A 16,265-nucleotide genomic window follows, 5' to 3' on the forward strand; every position below is an offset into this window, starting at 1 on the left:
GAGATCCACACGCCGATGTGGGTGGTGAGCGATGCCGCGCGCGAGGCGATCGACCTGATCGAGCGCGCCATCGAGAAGCGCCAGGTGCTGACCATCGACTATTCGGACGAAGCCGGCCGCGGCACCGCCCGCGACATCAGGCCCTTGGGCCTTTGGTTCTGGGGCAAGGTGTGGACGCTGGTCGCCTGGTGCGAGATGCGCGACGATTTCCGCGCCTTCCGCATCGATCGCATCGCCTCGGTGGTCATCGCAGGCCGCGTCTTCAAGCCGGAGCGCGGCAAGCAGCTCGCCGATTTTTACCGGGCGGTGGAACGCAGCGAGGATTACGGCATGGCGCCGGACCGTGCGGCGCGAAGCTGAGGTCTCCCAACCCGTAAAAAAGCCCGCTCGAAGCGGGCTTTTCGGTCGAGTTCGCGAGAATTCTACTCCTCGTCGTTATCCCTGTCCTTCGACTTCAGAGCCGAGAGCTTGGCGAACACGGCGTTGGCGTCGAGTTCGGCATCCTCGTCCTTCGGCTTTTCGGGAGCCGGAACCAGGCGCTCGGTCAGCGCCGCCGGCAGCAATGTGTCGCCGACCGGCTGTGCCTGCTCGCGGCCGCGCGATGCGCGGTTGACTTCCATGTCAAGATCGATCTGCGAGGCGAGACCGAGCGTCACCGGGTCCATCGGCTGCAGGTTGGCAGAGTTCCAGTGCTTGCGCTCGCGGATCTGCTCGATCGTGGACTTGGTGGTGCCGACGAGGCGCGAGATCTGCGCGTCCTTCAATTCGGGATGGTTGCGCACCAACCAGAGAATGGCGTTCGGTCGGTCCTGACGCTTCGACAGCGGGGTGTAGCGCGGCCCCTTGCGCTTGGATTCCGGCACCCGCACCTTGGGGTCCGAAAGCTTCAACCGCTGGTTCGGATCCTTCTCGGCACGCGCGATCTCGTCGCGGGTCAACTGGCCGGTCATGATCGGATCCATGCCCTTGATGCCTTGCGCCGATTCGCCGTCGGCGATCGCCTTGACCTCGAGCGGATGCAGCCCGCAGAACTGTGCTATCTGCTCGAAGGAAAGCGCGGTGTTGTCGACCAGCCAGACAGCGGTCGCCTTTGGCATCAGCAGCGTATTGGCCATTTTAAAAATCCTTCTCGTTCGCCCGCGTTCCCGCGCGGGCGGTGGTTTAGAGCCACCAAAATGGGAAATTCGCAGGTTATATAACCGCTCTCCGGCGGTTCCGCAATGTTTTTGGGAAGGCGTTTTTGGGAACGCCCGTCGATCTGGCAACCACACCGGGGCAGATCAATCACGGGCGGCATGAAAATGGTGCCGCGAATATGTTTGGGGTCCAGAAAGACAAAACCCGCCGGACAGGTCCGGCGGGTTCGGAACCGGCGACGAGCAAGCGTCTGCGGCGGCTCTGCTTTGCGACCCCGCCTTGCGGCGGGGCGGTTCTTGAAGTCAGATCGCCTGGCGGGCGATCTTTTCGATGTCGGCGCGGTTGATGCCGAGATCGCTGAGCTGGCGCGCGTTGAGGCGGTTCAGTTCGCGCACGGTCTCGTTGTACATACGCCAGTTACGGAAAGCGCGGATCGGGTTCATGTCAGTCCTCCAAATGGGGTGTTCGTTTCGATGATGCTCAAATAGTCATCATCGAGCGGCACTTGAATGGCTGATTTTGCATAGCAATGATGCAAATGCTGCATTGCACCATTAAGCTTTTGTTCAGCTTGCAGGCAGGGGCCGGGTCGCGGGTATGAGCCCGCCTCGGCCAGCCGGGCATCGGCAATGTTGCCGTCAGCCGACGTCGAGCACGATCTTGCCGATATGATCGCCTTCCTCCATACGCTCATGCGCCCGCCAGGCATCGGCAAGCGGGAAGATCATGTCCATGACGGGCGCGATCCGGCGCGTGCCGAGCAACGGCCACACCTGCGCTTCGAGCGCGGCTGCCAGCGCCGCCTTGAACTCGACGGTGCGCGGCCTCAGTGTCGAACCGGTATGAACAAGCCGCTTGACCATGATTTTCGAGAAATCGGCGCTCGCCACCGCGCCGCCTTGCAGGGCGATCTGGACGATCCGGCCCTCGACCGCCGCGGCCTCGTAGTTGCGCGCCACATAGTCGCCGCCGACCATGTCGAGGATGACGTCGGCACCCTTGCCGCCCGTCGCTTCCTTGACCGCCGCGACGAAATCCTCCTCGCGGTAGTTGATCGCCCGGTCGGCTCCGAGCTTCAGGCAGGCATCGCATTTCTCCTTGTTGCCGGCCGTAGTGATGACATGGGCACCGAAGGCCGATGCAAGCTGGATCGCCGTTGTGCCGATACCCGAAGAGCCGCCATGAACCAGCAGCGTTTCGCCTTTCTTCAAGCCGCCGCGCTCGAACACATTGTGCCAGACGGTGAAATAGTTTTCCGGCACGGCCGCCGCTTCCGTGTGGGTGAAACCGGCCGGCAGCGGCAGCACGCTGCCGGCATGAACCTTGACATATTCGGCATAGCCGCCGCCGGGGGTGAGCGCGCAGACGCGCTCGCCAAGGCGCCAGCGAGAGATTTCGTCGCCGAGCGCGGCCACTTCGCCCGACGCCTCCAGGCCCGGCAGGTCCGACGCACCGGGCGGCGGCGGATAGGCGCCCTTCCGCTGCTGCACGTCGGGCCTGTTGACGCCGGCGGCGCGCACCTTGATCAATATCTCGCCGGGACCGGGCACAGGCACATCGCGCGTCTCCGGTTTCAGCACCCTGGGCCCACCCGGCTCGGAGATCGCGATGGCCGTCATCCTTGCCGGAATTTTAGATCCGCTCGCCATGAAATCTCCCGTCTTTCCTCGCCGCATTCTTGCCGGCTGTTTGCATCGACGCCCCTGCCCTATGTATGCTCATTGGCAAATCAGGCAAATGGCCAATCGGTATGGCGGAGGAGGAGCACAAATGGCGATCTTCGACGACGAACCCAAGAAGAAGGCGCGTCCGCACGAGATCGGGCAGGACCTGTCGCTGCTCTCCGTCGGCGAGTTGTCGGAACGGATCGGCATCCTGCGTGACGAGATCGCCCGGTTGGAGGCTGAACTCAAGTCGAAGGACAGCACCAAATCCGCGGCCGAGGCGCTGTTCCGCCGCGGATAAGGCCGAAAAGACCCGCCTCCGAAAAGCCCGAATGCGACTGTCTTCAGACTCTGCGTCTCTCCTCGATTTCAGCCGGATCAAAAAATGCTCGCAGCCTACAGACCGATCCTTTCGCTGCTTCGGGGCACCGCATTCCTCTTGGCGGCGTCGGGATTGCACGGCTTGCTGTTGCCGCTGCGCGGCCAGGTGGAAGGCTTCTCCACCGCATCGCTTGGCCTGATGGGCACAGCCTGGGCCGGCGGCTTCGTCACCGGCTGCTTCTTTGCACCACGTATCGTGCGCCGTGCCGGCCACGTGCGCGCCTTCGGCGCCTTCGCCGCGTCCGGCGCCATCGTTGCGCTGCTCACCGGACTGGTCATCGACGAATATGTCTGGATCCTGTTGCGCGCCTTCACCGGCTTCACCATGGCCGGCGCCTTCATGGTCATCGAAAGCTGGCTGAACGAAAAGGCCACCAACGAGAATCGCGGCACCGTTTTCGGCCTCTATATGATGGTCACCTATGCCTCGATCATGGGCGGGCAGATGATCGTCGCCGGCGGCGACGTGAAATCGGCCTCACTCTTCATGATCACCGGCATCCTGTTCTGCCTGTCACTGATCCCGACCGCGGTATCGACCGCCTCGCACCCCAAGCCGCTCCAGGACGTCAAGCTCGACGTCAAGGGGCTCTACGCCAACTCGCCGGTCTCGGCCATCGCTTGCGTCCTCATCGGCATCGCCAACGGCGCATGGGGCACGCTTGGCGCCGTCTATGGCGCCCGCATCGGCATCTCCACCGCTGAGATCGCCTTGATGATGAGCCTGGTGGTGGTGGCGGGTGCCGCCATGCAGCTTCCGGCCGGGCGTTTCTCCGACAAGACCGACCGGCGCTTCGTGCTGGCGGGTGCCGCTTTCGGCGCTGCGCTGTTCGCGCTCTTGATCTTCCTGTTCGAGCCGCGCTCCGGCGTCTTCGTCATCGTCTTCACCGCCGCCTACGGTGCTTTCGCCTATACGCTCTATTCGATCGCCGTGGCGCATGCCAACGACCACGCCAGTGCCGAGGACTTCGTCAAGGTTTCGGGCGGCCTGCTGCTGCTCTATGGCTTCGGCACCATGATCGGACCCTTGCTGGCGGCCGCCCTGATGGGCTGGATGCGTCCGGAGGGCCTGTTTCTGGCGACCGCCTTCGCGCATCTTTCCCTGGCAGGCTACACGCTGCTGCGCATCAGCCGCCGCGCGCCGGTGCCGATCGAGGACCGCGACGCCTTCAAGACGCAGCCCGCCGACCGTTCGGTGACGCCGGAAGCATTGCGGCTTGACCCACGAAGAAAAGCAGAAGCAAACGGTTGAGATTCGAAGAACTTTGCCCCACAAATGAGGCATGATGCTTTCCGACGCCTTCATGGCGATCGCCGATCCCAACCGGCGCCATCTCCTGGAAGAACTTCGACGCGGTCCCAAAACCGTCAATCAACTGGCAGCCGGGCTGCCGGTCTCACGTCCGGCCGTATCGCAGCATCTGAAGGTGTTGCTCGATGCCGGCCTTGTCCACGCCAAGGCCGAAGGCACGCGGCGCGTCTATACGGTGAGCAATGCCGGCTTCCTGAAACTCAACATCTGGCTCGACCAATTTTGGGAGACTTGATCGTTCCTGTTCAAACGACCGGTCACGCACCACGATCAGCCATCATTATAGGGGAAGAGCTTGAAATAGGGCTGCGCCTCCTCAATCACCTGGGCGAAGGCCGGCCGCTGCAACAGCCGGTCATGGTAGCGACTCACGGCAGGATATCTGTCGCCGAATGGCTCGACCTTGTTGGCGTAGAACAGGGCCGGCGAGGCCGCGCAATCGGCCATGGTGAAGGCGTCGCCCACAGCCCAGTTCCTCGACGCCATCTCCTGCTCGATGATCGCATAGGAATTGCGCAACTGGTCGCGCGCCTGTTCGACGCCGAACGGATCGGTCCTACGTTCCGGGCGCAGCCGGTCCCCGACGATCTTCTGCATCGGTTCCTGCACATAGAGATCGTAAAAGCGATCGGCCTGGCGAACCGCGATTGCGAGGTCGATATCGGCGGGGACGAGGTCGACCGGTCCGGGATAGTGCGCGGCCAGATACTCGATGACGAGGGTCGACTCCAGCACGGTGCGGTCGCGCGCATCGTCACGCAAAGCGGGCATCTTGCCCCAGGGCGCTATCTTCAGGAAGGCCGCTCGCGACTGCTCGTCGCCGAGATCGACGATGACGGACGCGAACGGCGTGCCGTTCTCGTAGAGCGCGATCAGCGGCTTCCAGCAAAACGAGGCCAGCGGATGATAGTGAAGCGTCAGGGACATTTTTGCTCACCTGTCTCGGGGTTCACGTCGTCTAGTACCGAAATGTTTACTTAACTATTGCCCAAACTTGTGGCGTCAGGACCGCGCTTTGAGTGCCAATCGGCCCGGATATGAGCAACGATGCCGGTGACGATCACATCCCAATCGTCCGAATGCAGTTCGTGGCCACCGCCTTCAACCCGGAGGAGTTTCGCGCCGGCGACCGCCCCGGCCAGCGCTTCGCCATGCTCGACCGGAAAGATGGGATCGGCCGTACCATGGATTACCAGCAGCGGCGCGTTCATCTCGTGCAGTCGGCCCCTCCATCGATCACTATCGCCCTTGAGCAGGAAATGATTGGTCGCGCTGAGCAGGCCGCCGGAGCGATCATAGTCCCGCTCGATGAAGGCTCTCATGCGGCCCTCGTCGAAGGGATGCGCTGTGCTGGCGATCGCCTTGGCATCTTTGATCATGAAGTCCATGACCTGGCGGCGATCCGACCAGTCAATGTGCGCGCCTTCAGCCGAATGTTTGATATAGGCATCGCTGGTCTGCGGCAGGTTCGAGGTGTCCACTCCCATCGGCGAGCTGCTGATCACGGTCAGCGACGCGACGCGGGACGGATGCTTGAGCACCACGAGCTGCGTGATCATGCCGCCCATCGACATGCCGGCGATATGCGCCTTGTCGAGGCCGTGGCTGTCGAGAACGCCGATCGCATCGTCGGCCATGTCGTCGAACGTGTAGGGCGGCTCTCCCGGCGGATATTTGGTCGAGCGGCCGGTATCTCGATTATCATAGCGGATTACGAACAGTCCCGCGGCGGCGAGTTTCCGGCAAAACGCCTCCGGCCACCACAGCATTGAGGCCATCGCTCCCATGATCAGCAGCAGAGCGGGGTCGGCGGGGTCGCCAAAGGCTTCGGATATGATAGTGGGGCGTCCAGTCTTCGTCATCGCGTCGCCTCCTCATCTGCTTGCATTTTGCAATCGGTTGCACCATAATAAAACCGATACAATAATGCAACCGGTTTTGGAGAAGTCGAATGAACATCGATCGCCGCTCGGGTTGCCCGATCAATCTTTCGCTGGAAGTGTTCGGCGACCGCTGGAGCCTGATCATCCTTCGCGACATGATTTTTGGCGGCAGGCGCCATTTTCGCGAGTTGCTCAACGGGTCGATGGAAGGCATTGCTTCCAACATACTGGCCGACCGGCTGAAGCGGCTGATGGATCTGGGCATGCTGACCAAGGCCGACGATCCTTCGCACAAGCAGAAGGCGATCTACAGCCTGACCGAAATGGCGATCACCCTGGTGCCGATCCTGGCCCATCTCGGCGCCTGGGGCCGCGTCTGGCTGCCGGTCAGCGAGGAATTGTCGATCCGGGCCGAGCTTCTGGAAAAGGGCGGGCCGCCGCTATGGGAGAAATTCATGGATGAGTTGCGCCACGAGCATCTCGGCACGCCCCTCGATGCAGCGTCCGGCCCCTCTGTACGCGCGACCCTGCAGGCCGCCTATGAGGCCGTGCTCGCCAGCAAGGCTCTCGGCGCCAACCCGGCCGCGTGACCAACTATTTTCCCCGTTGAATGGCCGGCTCTGCTACAAGAGGCCGAAAATCACGTCACGAGATTGGAACAGACTCTTGGTTGAGAACTCTAGGGATACTGCCCGCGCGCGCGCCGATCTGCGCTTCAAGAAGCAGGAGGAAGCGGCCACGGTCCGACAGAAGGCGATGGCCGAGTATGTCGCCGAGAGCGATGCCCGCAAGGTCAAGACCGACAAGCTGCGGGCGCTGCGGCTGGCCAAGGAAGCCGAAGACCTTGCCAACGCGCCGGCAGTGCCCGCCAAGAAGCCCGCCCGCGCCAAGAAGAAGTAGCACGCCGCTCCCGGTTGCTTCGTTGCCGGCCCTGAGCCGGTGGCCATTGATCGCATTTGGTGGATCGCGGCATAGGCGCGATCCGGATCGGCGCGTTCACCCCGCTTTCCACGAAGCAATTTCAACCGGAACCTGGATTGCCTCGTCCGGCTGGCTGCCGATGACTATCCGTTCAAACAGGAGATCGCCATGACCGCACTGCCGCTCGACAAAGCCCTCGAGATCATCGATGCCGCCTTCACCAAGGGCGCGGAGCTCAAGCTCAGGCCGCTCGGCGTCTCGGTGCTCGACGCCGGCGGCCATCTCGTCGCCTTCCAGCGCCAGGACGGCGCCTCGTTCCTGCGCCCGCAAATGTCGGCCGGCAAGGCCTATGGCGCGCTCGCCATCGGCATGGGCTCGCGCCGCGTCGAGGCCTTCGCCAAGGAGCGCCCGCATCTCATGACCGGCATCTCCGACGTCTCGGGCGGACGCGTGTTGCCGGTCATGGGCGGCGTGCTGATCCGCGACAAGGCAGGCAGCATCATAGGCGCGGTCGGTATTTCGGGCGACAGCTCGGACAATGACGAAGCCGCCGCCATCGCCGGCATCGAGGCCGCCGGCTTCACCGCCGATCCGGGCTGAGGTTAATTCAGGTTGATATCCCTGCTCGCCGACCGCATCGACACCGAGAAGCCGGCGAGCACGTCGAACAGCGCGATGATCATCAGCGTGAAGAAGACCGAGTGCGCGGCGCCCTTGACCAGCAGGAACTCGACCAGGAAGGCCACGAAGACCAGCGTCGACAACAGATGGTCCATGATCGAGGCGTTCGTAGTGCGCGCCGATTTCACGATCTCGACGAAGAGGAAGATGAGCCCGATCAGCACCATAAGGTCGCCGAGCGTCATCGAGAACACCCCGCCGGACATCATGCCGACGGAAAAGACCTCGCTTGCCCAGGGATCGTCACCGCTGCCGAATATTCCGAGCAGCCCGAGATTGTAGAGGACAAAGGGCACGATCAGCAGCGGGACGGCACCGAACATCTGGCGTCTCCATTTGGGGGCACCCCTTTGTAGAGTGCGCCACCGGCACGCCGTCAAGAATTTTCGCAGCACGCCCCAAACACGCTAGAAGACCGAATGCAACAACGATGTCAGCCGGTTGTCCGGCCGACATCTTAGAAATCGAGCCGCGGGATGCGTGACCGCGCACCCCGCTCGCGATCAGCGCTTGAAGTAGCCGGCGCGCACGGCCGCGCCGATGACGTTGAGGATGATATGGCCGGCCGTCATCGAGGTGATCTCGTTGACATCGCGCGCCGGCGCGATCTCGACGATATCCATGCCGACCAGCTTTCCTTTGCCGACCAGCCCCTTGATGAGTTCAATCGTCTGCCGGTAGCTGACGCCGCCCGGCTGTGGCCCCTCGACCGCCGGCATCACCGCCGGATCGAGGCCGTCGGCATCGATGGTGAGATAGTAGCGGCCGCCGTCGGGAATTCGCTTCAGGAGCGCCGCGGTGCCGATGTCCTGCCATTCATTGGTGGTGATGATGTTGGCGCCATAGGCGCGGGCGGCCTCGACCTCCTCGATGCGCGCGCTGCCCTGGCCGCGAACGCCGACTTGGAAAATGTCCTTGATATGCGTCATTTCTGAGGCCCGGCGGATGGTGCTGGAATAGCCCTCCTTGACCCCGTTGACGTTGTCACGCCAGTCGAGATGGGCATCGAGCTGAACCAGCGTGATCGGACCCTCGCCGTCAAGCGCCCGGAAGATCGGGATCGGAATGCCGTGGTCGCCGCCGATTGTGATCGGCAGTGCGCCCGCGGCGCGGATCTTGCGGATCGCCGCTTCGGCTCTGCCGTAGTGCCCGACATGATCGGCCGCCGCGCCGGGAACATCGCCGACGTCTACCACCTTGATGTCCTTGCCGTCGAAGACTGGCCCACCGATGTCGAAATCATAGCGGTCGAGCGCCTGGCTGATCCGCTGCGAGGCGCGCCGCACCGCGGTCGGCGCATTGGTCTGGTCGTTGATCAGCTCGTCGATCGTGTAGGGATCGCCATAGGGCATGCCGATGATGGCGACATCGGCCTTCAGCGTGTCGAGGTCATCGACCAGCGGAAAGTTCATGAATGTCTGGAAGACGTCGCGCGGCGCGGTGGTGAGTTTGGACATGGGGTCTCCTCTGCGTTGAAGCTTTTTTGGATCAGGCGCCACGGCGGGCTGCGAGATGGGGCTGCAGCCTATGCTCCAGGCTGCGCGAGATCGCTGCCACGAAGGCCGTCAGCCCCCAGTACAGCAATGCGATGGCGGTGAAGATCTCCACCGGCGAGAATGTGCGGCCAATGATATTCTGGGCCATGTAGGTGAGTTCCGGCACGGTGATCGCCGACAGGATCGCCGATTCCTTGATCAGCGTGATGGTGAGATTGGTGGCCGCGGGCAGGATGTAGCCGAGCACCTGCGGCACCAGGATCTTGCGGAAGATGGTCAGGTAGCGCAGTCCCAGCGCGTAGCCGGCCTCGACCTGGCCGTACGAAATCGACTGGATCGCGCCCCTGATGATCTCGGCGGAATAGGCGCTGGCGTAGGCCGACAGCGCCCCGATCGACACGACCACGGGCGAGAGCCTGACACCGAACATCGGCAAGGCGTAGAACAAAAGGAAGATCTGGATCAGGAACGGGATATTGCGGAATATTTCGACATAGGCCGAGACGATCGCCGTCGGCACCCGTCCGCCGCGCAGCCGGATCAGCGCCAGCACGGTACCGAGCGCGAAGCCGAACGGCAGTGCGACAGCGCACATCAGCGCCGTGTTGCCGAAGCCCTTGGCGAGTATGTGCCAGTTGTCCGCTATGACGGAAAAATCGAAGTTCATGCGCGTACGCCTTGCGCCTTGCGTTCCAGGCGCTTGGTCAGCACGCTGCATGAGAGCAGCACGACGAAATACAGCACCGCCGCGATGCAGAAGGCCTCGACCGGCCGGTAGGTGACGTTCATGATGTTCTGCGCGGTGCGGGTCAGTTCCACCACCGCGATCACCGACAGGATCGAGGATGCCTTCACCAGCATGGTGAACTCGTTGACCATCGGTGGGATAATGGCGCGGAAGAGCTGCGGCAGGATGACCTTGAACCAGGTCACGGCAGGCTTCAGCCCGAGCGCCTTGGCCGCCTCGTACTGGCCGGCGGGAATGCGCGTCAGCCCGGCGCGCAGGATTTCGGCGACGAAGGCCGCGCTGTTGAAGCTGAGCGCCAGCACGCCGGCCAGGAGCGGCGGCAGGTCGATACCGACGAGGCCCGGCAGCACGTAGTAGACCATGAAGATCTGCACGATCAGCGGCGTGCCTCGGATGAAGCTGGTGTAGACCGCGCCGATCCAGCGGATCACGCGCCAGCGCGACCTGCCACATGCGAGCAGGCCGAAGCCGATCAATGTGCCCACCAGAAACCCCAGCGCCGAGACGCTCAGCGTGATGCCGGCGCCGGCCAGGAATTCCGGCAGGAAGGTCAGCGTCTTTGAAAAATGGAACATTTTTCAGCTCGAATGATCCCTGGACGTCCGGGCCATCCGAGACCGGCGCGTCCAATGACTGGAACCACCGGTCCGGCAGCGCCGGGCGCCTGGTTGGGGGCTTAGAGCGCGCCAGGCGGCAGATAACCCTCGTCGGGCGTCTTCATCTCGAACCCGAACCATTTGAGCTGAAGCTCCTTCAGCTTGCCGCTGTCCTTCAAGTCGCCGATTTTGGCGTTGATGAAGGCGCGCAGATCCTTGTCCTCCGGCCGCACCACCCAGGAGAGATAGGAGAATTCGCCGATCGAGCCGACGACCTTGTAGGTATCGGGAACGTTCTTCATCAGAACGGCCGCCGAAGGCGAGGCGATGACGATGGCGTCGACCTGGCCGGAGGCCAGAGCGACATGGGTCTCGGGGAAGGAGGTGAACAGCTTCATCTCGCCGACACCCTTGCCGCCTTTATCCTTGAGCTCCTTGTCATAGGCCTCGATGATGGGCTGCACGGAGGAGGCGAGTTGCGTGGCCACCACCATGCCGTTGATGTCCTCCGGCTTCTTGATGCGCTCCTCGTCGACGCGCACGACGACGACGTTCTCGAACGAACCGGTTGGCCGCGTGTAGGCGTATTTCGCCGCCCGCTCGGCGTTGATGCCGGTCGAGGTCGCCATCAGGTCGAACTTCTTGGCCAGCAGCCCTGGCAGCAAGCCTTGGAAAGGCAGGTTGAGCTGGTCGAGCTTCACGCCGAGCTGGCTGACCACATAGTCGAGAATGTCCTTGTTATAGCCGACGATCTGGCCGTCGCGGACGAATTCGAACGGCTCGAACGCGGCCTCGGTTCCGACAAGGATGGTGCCGCGCTGCTTGATTTGGTCGACCAGCCCATTGGCATGGGCGGTGGCAGTGAACGGCAGGAGGAGCGGAGCGGCGGCAAGAAGGGTCAGGACGCGGCGGCGCGAAGCGGAAAGAAACTCACCCATTGTTACCCTCTTTTTTCTTCGGTTTTGCTGTGCTGGTAAGCCCGGCCGCTATGCTTGAAGACGCGACCGATCATGTAGCTCTCGGAATCCTTGATCCCGGGAACGTTGGCCAGTTCACTGACGAGGAAATCGTGCAGGCTGGTCGTGGATGGCAAAGTGAGCTGGATGATGATGTCGAACGGCCCGGTCATGGCGTAAACGCTGTCGACGAACGAGTATTCCGACAGTTTTCGAGCAACGCTGATGATGTGCTCGCGGTCGACGTCGAGCCCGACAATGGCCGCAATGCCGACATCGCTGCGCAAAGGGCGCACGACCGCCTGGATGCAGATATCCGGGTCCTCGAGCACACGGGCCATTTTCCGCCGCACCGTCGCTTCGGTGACGCCGATGCGCTTGGCGATATCCACACTCGACATCCGCCCATCGACTTTGAGTTGGGAAAGGACGGCCTGCTCGGTATCGTCGAGATCACTTGTGCTGACGAAATCCCACATCGAATTCCCAATCTGTGTCGATTTCCGACTATAAATTCAAAAATCGCATAAGAAACCGTCTATGGCAATCCCACAGATTACGAAAAACACCAGCGACGCTGCCTCCGGCGATTGCCGCGCATCGGGCTCACGGTTCGATCATTGGGAAAAGTCGTGTCGACCGAGTCGAAGGCGATGTGCGGTATGCAATCGGCCATGCCTCGAGGATGCACGATGAGGCGGCGTCCGGGCCGATCGGAGATCAAGGCCTGGAGACGCAGCTACGCTGTCGGTCGTCGGTCCCGCCAGACGCAAAAAGACCGGCCAGCGGCCGGTCTTTTTAGCTCAAACATCAGGAAAGCTGGTCTCAGCTTTCCTTGGGCGTCAGCACCTGGCGGCCGCGATACATGCCGGTCTTCAGGTCGATATGGTGCGGGCGGCGCATTTCGCCGGAGTTCTTGTCCTCGACATAGGTCGGGGCCTTGAGGGCGTCTGCCGAGCGGCGCATGCCGCGCTTGGACGGAGAGGTTTTTCGTTTTGGAACGGCCATGGATATGCTCCACTACATGGTCAAAAGCCCCGCCCGCCCTCGTGAAAGGGCCGTGTCAGGGGCCGGAATCTGAGAAAGTCGGGTGCCTATACACGCCCGGTGCCGTTTTGGCCAGCGCTGCCCGCGAATTTTTTTATGTCGGCTACTGGAGGCAGCCGACATAAGCGCCGGATCGGCCGGCGCGCCGCTCGATCAGGTTGGCCAGCCTCCTTAGCCCCGGCCCGGGCTTGGCCGGGTTGCGGGCGATCGGATTTGGCAAGCTGACGGCAAGCAGCGCGGCCTGACGGCGCGACAGCTGTTTTGCCGAAATACCGAAATGGTGCCGCGCCGCCGCCTCGATGCCGTATATGCCCGGCCCCCACTCGGCGATGTTGAGGTAGATTTCCATGATGCGCCGCTTCGACATCACCGCGTCGAGATACACGGCCAGCGGCAACTCGACCACTTTACGAACCGTGCCCAGCGGACGAGACCACAAAAACAGGTTCTTCACCGTCTGCATGGTGATGGTCGAGGCGCCGCGCGTCCCCTCGCCGGCCAGCGCGTCGTCGACGACACCCCGCAATTCGCCGAGGTCGACGCCGCGATGGAAACAGAACTGTCCGTCCTCCGACATGATCACCGAATTGGCCAGCACCGGTGCCACGTCGTCGATCGACACCCAGCGGCGGTCATAGCCGGAGAAGGTGGCAAGATCCTTCAGCATCAGCGTCGACACCGGATGCACGAAAGACGGCAGATAGAGAAAGGTCAGCACCGTAGGGATAAGCGCCAGCACGGCAGCCACGACGATACCGCGCCGGACCCAGCGTTTGAGAGCACGACGGTTCACGCCACGGGATCTCGTCGCCATGTCCAGCTTTTCGGTTTCATGATCGACGATCGGTTCCGCCAAGTCGCCCAACCCGTGTCTCTCCCTCCCCCGGCATAATGGCGCTTGTCTTCTTGCGCAACGTCTGAGTGTCGGCTACCGGTCCGGGCCATGACGAATGACGATGAAATGGCGTTCGAAACGGCGCTCGTCGCACGGGCCGCCGCCGTCGAGACGTTGCTGCGGCGATTGCTCGACGACCGCGCGCTCACGGGCGAGATCGCGCGGCCCGAGCGCCTTATGGCGGCGATGCGGCACGGCGTGCTCAACGGCGGTAAGCGCCTGCGCCCCTTTCTGGTGATGGAAAGCGCGGCCCTGTTTTCCGCCGACGGCGAAGCGGCACTGCGCGTGGCGGCCGCACTGGAATGCGTGCACTGCTATTCGCTGATCCATGACGACCTGCCGGCGATGGACGACGACGATCTGCGCCGCGGCCAGCCTACCGTGCACAGGGCCTTCGACGAGGCGACTGCCATCCTCGCCGGCGACGCCCTGCTGACGCTTGCCTTCGACATCCTCGCCGACGAGACTACGGCGCTGCCGGCGGAGCGGCGGGCCGCCCTTGTGCTGGCGCTCGCCCGCGCCGCCGGGGCCGGCGGCATGGTCGGCGGCCAGACGCTGGACCTCGAGGCCGAGCGCATCGCCCCGGACGAGGCCGGGATCATCCGGCTGCAGGCGATGAAGACCGGTGCGCTGATCCGCTTTGCCTGCGAGGCGGGCGCGGTCGTCGCCGGCGTGCCTGCCGGGGATCGCGAAAGACTGGCCGAGTTCGGCTCGGCGATCGGGCTTGCCTTCCAGCTTGCCGACGATCTTCTCGATTTGACCGCGGATGCCGCACAGATGGGCAAGGCGACGGGCAAGGACGCCGCCGCCGGCAAGGCAACGCTGGTGGCGCTGCACGGGGAGGCATGGGCACGCGCCCAGTTGCATGGCCTTGTCCATCAGGCGCATGCGCTGCTCGAACCCTATGGCGAGCAGGCCGGCCTGCTGAAGGCAGCCGCGACCTTCGTGGCGACGCGCAACAATTGAGATCGGGCAGACCCCGAGGCTTGGCGTGAAGGTTTCTGTTTAACGGGCCAATCGGGAGGATCAGGTTCGATGTCGACCAAATTGTTCGATCTCAGCGGGCGCACCGCCCTCGTAACCGGCTCCTCGCAAGGCATAGGCTTCGCCTTGGCCAAGGGTTTGGCCGAAGCCGGCGCCAGGGTGATCCTCAACGGCCGTGACGAGGCAAGGCTCGCCACCGCGATCAGGCAGATTCCCGGAGCGGAAAAGCTGGCCTTCGATGCTACCGATCATGAAGCGGTTCGCTCGGCGGTCGACGGTTTCGAACTGGACGGCGGAGCGATCGACATTTTGGTGAACAATGCCGGCATGCAATTCCGCGCGCCGCTCGAGGAGTTTCCCGCCGATGCGTTCGAGCGCCTGCTGCAGACCAACGTCGCCAGCGTCTTCCATGTCGGCCAGGCCGTGGCGCGCCATATGATCAGGCGCGGCCGCGGCAAGATCATCAACATCGCCAGCGTGCAGACCGCGCTCGCCCGTCCGGGCATCGCGCCCTACACGGCGACGAAAGGCGCGGTCGGCAACCTGACCAAGGGCATGGCTACGGATTGGGCCAAACATGGCCTGCAATGCAATGCCGTTGCACCCGGCTATTTCGATACGCCGCTCAACGCTGCCCTTGTCGCCGACCCTGCGTTCAGCACCTGGCTGGAAAAGCGCACGCCAGCCGGCCGCTGGGGAAAGGTCGAGGAACTGGTCGGCGCCTGCGTCTTCCTGGCCAGCGAGGCCTCCTCTTTCGTAAACGGCCATATTCTCTATGTGGACGGCGGCATCACAGCGTCGATCTGATCCGCCGCGCCGAACAGGCAGGCGCGCCAAATGCTGCCCGATCGATAACCGGTTGACGCGGAGCTGACATCACTCGTGGCAGCATTCCGCTGTTCGAAGATACGCGGCTGCGGTGGTCTCACTCCCGGCCAGAGCGTTTGGGACCTTGCGTTTCGGGAACAATTGCACCCGTCGCGACGTTCGGGACCAGAAGCAGGAGGCAACCCATGAACGACAACAAGCATCGCAAACAGCCGAGGCCAAGCGATCGCGACTTGCGCAACGATCCCGGCATCGGCGCATCCAAAGGCACCATCAAGGGTGGCGACATTCTTGACGACGACGAGGAACTCGATGGCGAAAATACTTTTCGGGGCGATGTCGAGAACGACACCACCCCGCAAGGCGGTGTGAACCCCGACCAGACCGGCCGGACGAACAAATAGAGGGATATATCCCATGACCGGCAAGAAGACCCACGAACAGCAGGTGCAAATCATCGAGGAGCGGGTGAACACCAAGAATGCGGACAAGAATTTCAACGCCGAGGACGAACTGAAGCGGTCGAAGCAGGAAAGAACGGCTCGCCAGCAGGGCCAGTCGCTCAGGGGCGGCGACGTCGATCTGGTCGATGCCGATGACCGTGAAATGCTTCGCGGCTCGAACCAGGAATCCCGGCATCACAAACGGCCCTCGGATTGAAATAATATCCGAAGCTTGACCGTCCCTTGAAGTGGCGCGGCCCTTCATCTCGGCGCAGCCGGCAGGCTACATGGGA

24 protein-coding genes are annotated in these 16,265 nt (G+C 63.0%); 11 read left to right on the forward strand and 13 right to left on the reverse strand.

The window, feature by feature from the left end:
• The coding region (locus tag FJ946_RS30215; protein WP_140517607.1) for a WYL domain-containing protein at positions 1-360 on the forward strand (360 nt) is incomplete at its 5' end.
• A gap of 62 nt (positions 361-422) precedes the next feature.
• Here FJ946_RS30215 and FJ946_RS30220 read toward each other — a convergent pair.
• From FJ946_RS30220 to FJ946_RS30230, 3 genes are all read right to left on the reverse strand, one after another.
• The gene (locus tag FJ946_RS30220; RefSeq protein WP_140517606.1) at positions 423-1,115 is read right to left on the reverse strand and encodes a DUF1013 domain-containing protein; all 693 of its coding nucleotides are present in this window, start codon (positions 1,113-1,115) and stop codon (positions 423-425) included.
• Positions 1,116-1,439: 324 nt separating this feature from the next.
• Entirely contained in the window at positions 1,440-1,580 is a 141-nt protein-coding gene (locus FJ946_RS30225; protein WP_140500528.1) for a DUF1127 domain-containing protein, read from the reverse strand.
• A 195-nt stretch (positions 1,581-1,775) separates the two neighbouring features.
• Positions 1,776-2,786 carry an NAD(P)H-quinone oxidoreductase gene (locus FJ946_RS30230; RefSeq protein ID WP_140500527.1) on the reverse strand — a complete coding sequence of 337 codons (1,011 nt, stop codon included), beginning with the start codon at positions 2,784-2,786 and terminating at the stop codon, positions 1,776-1,778.
• A 121-nt stretch (positions 2,787-2,907) separates the two neighbouring features.
• Between FJ946_RS30230 and FJ946_RS30235 the strand changes: the two genes are divergently transcribed.
• The 3 genes from FJ946_RS30235 (at position 2,908) to FJ946_RS30245 (ending at position 4,729) form a co-directional block, all read left to right on the forward strand.
• Positions 2,908-3,102: a DUF1192 domain-containing protein gene (locus tag FJ946_RS30235; RefSeq protein WP_140500525.1), complete on the forward strand. Its 195-nt coding sequence runs from the start codon at positions 2,908-2,910 to the stop codon at positions 3,100-3,102.
• An 84-nt stretch (positions 3,103-3,186) separates the two neighbouring features.
• Complete coding sequence (locus tag FJ946_RS30240) at positions 3,187-4,434, forward strand: MFS transporter (RefSeq protein WP_140500523.1); 1,248 nt, start codon at positions 3,187-3,189, stop codon at positions 4,432-4,434.
• Between the two features lie 31 nt (positions 4,435-4,465).
• A complete protein-coding gene (locus FJ946_RS30245; RefSeq protein WP_140500522.1) occupies positions 4,466-4,729 on the forward strand; it encodes a metalloregulator ArsR/SmtB family transcription factor in 264 nt (87 codons plus the stop codon).
• A gap of 35 nt (positions 4,730-4,764) precedes the next feature.
• Here the strand turns inward: FJ946_RS30245 and FJ946_RS30250 are convergent, their stop codons facing one another.
• Positions 4,765-5,421, reverse strand: coding sequence for a glutathione S-transferase family protein (locus FJ946_RS30250; protein WP_140517605.1), 657 nt, complete (start codon positions 5,419-5,421; stop codon positions 4,765-4,767).
• Positions 5,422-5,471: 50 nt separating this feature from the next.
• A complete protein-coding gene (locus FJ946_RS30255) occupies positions 5,472-6,356 on the reverse strand; it encodes an alpha/beta hydrolase (protein ID WP_140568177.1) in 885 nt (294 codons plus the stop codon).
• Positions 6,357-6,445: 89 nt separating this feature from the next.
• Between FJ946_RS30255 and FJ946_RS30260 the strand changes: the two genes are divergently transcribed.
• The 3 genes from FJ946_RS30260 (at position 6,446) to FJ946_RS30270 (ending at position 7,898) form a co-directional block, all read left to right on the forward strand.
• Entirely contained in the window at positions 6,446-6,967 is a 522-nt protein-coding gene (locus tag FJ946_RS30260; protein WP_140500517.1) for a helix-turn-helix domain-containing protein, read from the forward strand.
• A 76-nt stretch (positions 6,968-7,043) separates the two neighbouring features.
• Entirely contained in the window at positions 7,044-7,277 is a 234-nt protein-coding gene (locus FJ946_RS30265) for a hypothetical protein (RefSeq protein ID WP_140500515.1), read from the forward strand.
• A gap of 189 nt (positions 7,278-7,466) precedes the next feature.
• Entirely contained in the window at positions 7,467-7,898 is a 432-nt protein-coding gene (locus FJ946_RS30270) for a heme-binding protein (RefSeq protein WP_140568178.1), read from the forward strand.
• A 2-nt stretch (positions 7,899-7,900) separates the two neighbouring features.
• Here the strand turns inward: FJ946_RS30270 and FJ946_RS30275 are convergent, their stop codons facing one another.
• The 8 genes from FJ946_RS30275 to FJ946_RS30310 all read right to left on the reverse strand — a co-directional run bounded on the left by FJ946_RS30275 (position 7,901) and on the right by FJ946_RS30310 (position 13,687).
• Positions 7,901-8,302, reverse strand: coding sequence for a hypothetical protein (locus FJ946_RS30275; protein ID WP_140500511.1), 402 nt, complete (start codon positions 8,300-8,302; stop codon positions 7,901-7,903).
• A 180-nt stretch (positions 8,303-8,482) separates the two neighbouring features.
• Positions 8,483-9,436 (reverse strand): agmatinase, encoded by a 954-nt coding sequence (locus tag FJ946_RS30280; RefSeq protein ID WP_140568179.1) that lies wholly within the window; start codon positions 9,434-9,436, stop codon positions 8,483-8,485.
• Positions 9,437-9,467: 31 nt separating this feature from the next.
• Positions 9,468-10,142 carry an amino acid ABC transporter permease gene (locus tag FJ946_RS30285; RefSeq protein ID WP_181165382.1) on the reverse strand — a complete coding sequence of 225 codons (675 nt, stop codon included), beginning with the start codon at positions 10,140-10,142 and terminating at the stop codon, positions 9,468-9,470.
• A complete protein-coding gene (locus FJ946_RS30290) occupies positions 10,139-10,798 on the reverse strand; it encodes an amino acid ABC transporter permease (protein ID WP_140568180.1) in 660 nt (219 codons plus the stop codon). Before FJ946_RS30290 ends, FJ946_RS30285 begins: the two co-directional genes overlap by 4 nt.
• Positions 10,799-10,899: 101 nt before the next feature.
• Complete coding sequence (locus FJ946_RS30295) at positions 10,900-11,757, reverse strand: transporter substrate-binding domain-containing protein (protein WP_140500505.1); 858 nt, start codon at positions 11,755-11,757, stop codon at positions 10,900-10,902.
• A gap of 2 nt (positions 11,758-11,759) precedes the next feature.
• Positions 11,760-12,254 carry an Lrp/AsnC family transcriptional regulator gene (locus FJ946_RS30300; protein ID WP_140500504.1) on the reverse strand — a complete coding sequence of 165 codons (495 nt, stop codon included), beginning with the start codon at positions 12,252-12,254 and terminating at the stop codon, positions 11,760-11,762.
• A 346-nt stretch (positions 12,255-12,600) separates the two neighbouring features.
• A complete protein-coding gene (rpmF, locus tag FJ946_RS30305; protein WP_008834724.1) occupies positions 12,601-12,783 on the reverse strand; it encodes a 50S ribosomal protein L32 in 183 nt (60 codons plus the stop codon).
• Between the two features lie 142 nt (positions 12,784-12,925).
• A complete protein-coding gene (locus FJ946_RS30310) occupies positions 12,926-13,687 on the reverse strand; it encodes a transglycosylase domain-containing protein (protein WP_140500502.1) in 762 nt (253 codons plus the stop codon).
• 78 nt (positions 13,688-13,765) lie between these two features.
• Here FJ946_RS30310 and FJ946_RS30315 point away from each other — a divergent pair, with 78 nt between their 5' ends.
• From FJ946_RS30315 to FJ946_RS30330, 4 genes are all read left to right on the forward strand, one after another.
• On the forward strand, positions 13,766-14,683 hold the full coding sequence (locus tag FJ946_RS30315) for a polyprenyl synthetase family protein (protein ID WP_140558867.1): 918 nt from the start codon (positions 13,766-13,768) through the stop codon (positions 14,681-14,683).
• Positions 14,684-14,752: 69 nt separating this feature from the next.
• Positions 14,753-15,508 carry an SDR family oxidoreductase gene (locus FJ946_RS30320; RefSeq protein WP_140500499.1) on the forward strand — a complete coding sequence of 252 codons (756 nt, stop codon included), beginning with the start codon at positions 14,753-14,755 and terminating at the stop codon, positions 15,506-15,508.
• Positions 15,509-15,714: 206 nt separating this feature from the next.
• On the forward strand, positions 15,715-15,933 hold the full coding sequence (locus FJ946_RS30325) for a hypothetical protein (protein ID WP_140517598.1): 219 nt from the start codon (positions 15,715-15,717) through the stop codon (positions 15,931-15,933).
• A 13-nt stretch (positions 15,934-15,946) separates the two neighbouring features.
• Positions 15,947-16,189: a hypothetical protein gene (locus FJ946_RS30330; RefSeq protein WP_140568181.1), complete on the forward strand. Its 243-nt coding sequence runs from the start codon at positions 15,947-15,949 to the stop codon at positions 16,187-16,189.
• Positions 16,190-16,265 lie beyond the last annotated feature (76 nt).

Source organism: Mesorhizobium sp. B2-4-7 (genome assembly GCF_006442685.1).
Classification (GTDB): domain Bacteria; phylum Pseudomonadota; class Alphaproteobacteria; order Rhizobiales; family Rhizobiaceae; genus Mesorhizobium.

What these genes read in the sequence shown, in the direction of transcription:
- FJ946_RS30220 (WP_140517606.1), bottom strand. Translation starts at nt 1,115, where the DNA reads ATGGCCAATACGCTGCTGATGCCAAAGGCGACCGCTGTCTGGCTGGTC.
- FJ946_RS30225 (WP_140500528.1), bottom strand. Translation starts at nt 1,580, where the DNA reads ATGAACCCGATCCGCGCTTTCCGTAACTGGCGTATGTACAACGAGACC.
- FJ946_RS30230 (WP_140500527.1), bottom strand. Translation starts at nt 2,786, where the DNA reads ATGGCGAGCGGATCTAAAATTCCGGCAAGGATGACGGCCATCGCGATC.
- FJ946_RS30235 (WP_140500525.1), top strand. Translation starts at nt 2,908, where the DNA reads ATGGCGATCTTCGACGACGAACCCAAGAAGAAGGCGCGTCCGCACGAG.
- FJ946_RS30240 (WP_140500523.1), top strand. Translation starts at nt 3,187, where the DNA reads ATGCTCGCAGCCTACAGACCGATCCTTTCGCTGCTTCGGGGCACCGCA.
- FJ946_RS30245 (WP_140500522.1), top strand. Translation starts at nt 4,466, where the DNA reads ATGATGCTTTCCGACGCCTTCATGGCGATCGCCGATCCCAACCGGCGC.
- FJ946_RS30250 (WP_140517605.1), bottom strand. Translation starts at nt 5,421, where the DNA reads ATGTCCCTGACGCTTCACTATCATCCGCTGGCCTCGTTTTGCTGGAAG.
- FJ946_RS30255 (WP_140568177.1), bottom strand. Translation starts at nt 6,356, where the DNA reads ATGACGAAGACTGGACGCCCCACTATCATATCCGAAGCCTTTGGCGAC.
- FJ946_RS30260 (WP_140500517.1), top strand. Translation starts at nt 6,446, where the DNA reads ATGAACATCGATCGCCGCTCGGGTTGCCCGATCAATCTTTCGCTGGAA.
- FJ946_RS30270 (WP_140568178.1), top strand. Translation starts at nt 7,467, where the DNA reads ATGACCGCACTGCCGCTCGACAAAGCCCTCGAGATCATCGATGCCGCC.
- FJ946_RS30275 (WP_140500511.1), bottom strand. Translation starts at nt 8,302, where the DNA reads ATGTTCGGTGCCGTCCCGCTGCTGATCGTGCCCTTTGTCCTCTACAAT.
- FJ946_RS30280 (WP_140568179.1), bottom strand. Translation starts at nt 9,436, where the DNA reads ATGTCCAAACTCACCACCGCGCCGCGCGACGTCTTCCAGACATTCATG.
- FJ946_RS30285 (WP_181165382.1), bottom strand. Translation starts at nt 10,142, where the DNA reads ATGAACTTCGATTTTTCCGTCATAGCGGACAACTGGCACATACTCGCC.
- FJ946_RS30290 (WP_140568180.1), bottom strand. Translation starts at nt 10,798, where the DNA reads ATGTTCCATTTTTCAAAGACGCTGACCTTCCTGCCGGAATTCCTGGCC.
- FJ946_RS30295 (WP_140500505.1), bottom strand. Translation starts at nt 11,757, where the DNA reads ATGGGTGAGTTTCTTTCCGCTTCGCGCCGCCGCGTCCTGACCCTTCTT.
- FJ946_RS30300 (WP_140500504.1), bottom strand. Translation starts at nt 12,254, where the DNA reads ATGTGGGATTTCGTCAGCACAAGTGATCTCGACGATACCGAGCAGGCC.
- rpmF (WP_008834724.1), bottom strand. Translation starts at nt 12,783, where the DNA reads ATGGCCGTTCCAAAACGAAAAACCTCTCCGTCCAAGCGCGGCATGCGC.
- FJ946_RS30315 (WP_140558867.1), top strand. Translation starts at nt 13,766, where the DNA reads ATGACGAATGACGATGAAATGGCGTTCGAAACGGCGCTCGTCGCACGG.
- FJ946_RS30320 (WP_140500499.1), top strand. Translation starts at nt 14,753, where the DNA reads ATGTCGACCAAATTGTTCGATCTCAGCGGGCGCACCGCCCTCGTAACC.
- FJ946_RS30325 (WP_140517598.1), top strand. Translation starts at nt 15,715, where the DNA reads ATGAACGACAACAAGCATCGCAAACAGCCGAGGCCAAGCGATCGCGAC.
- FJ946_RS30330 (WP_140568181.1), top strand. Translation starts at nt 15,947, where the DNA reads ATGACCGGCAAGAAGACCCACGAACAGCAGGTGCAAATCATCGAGGAG.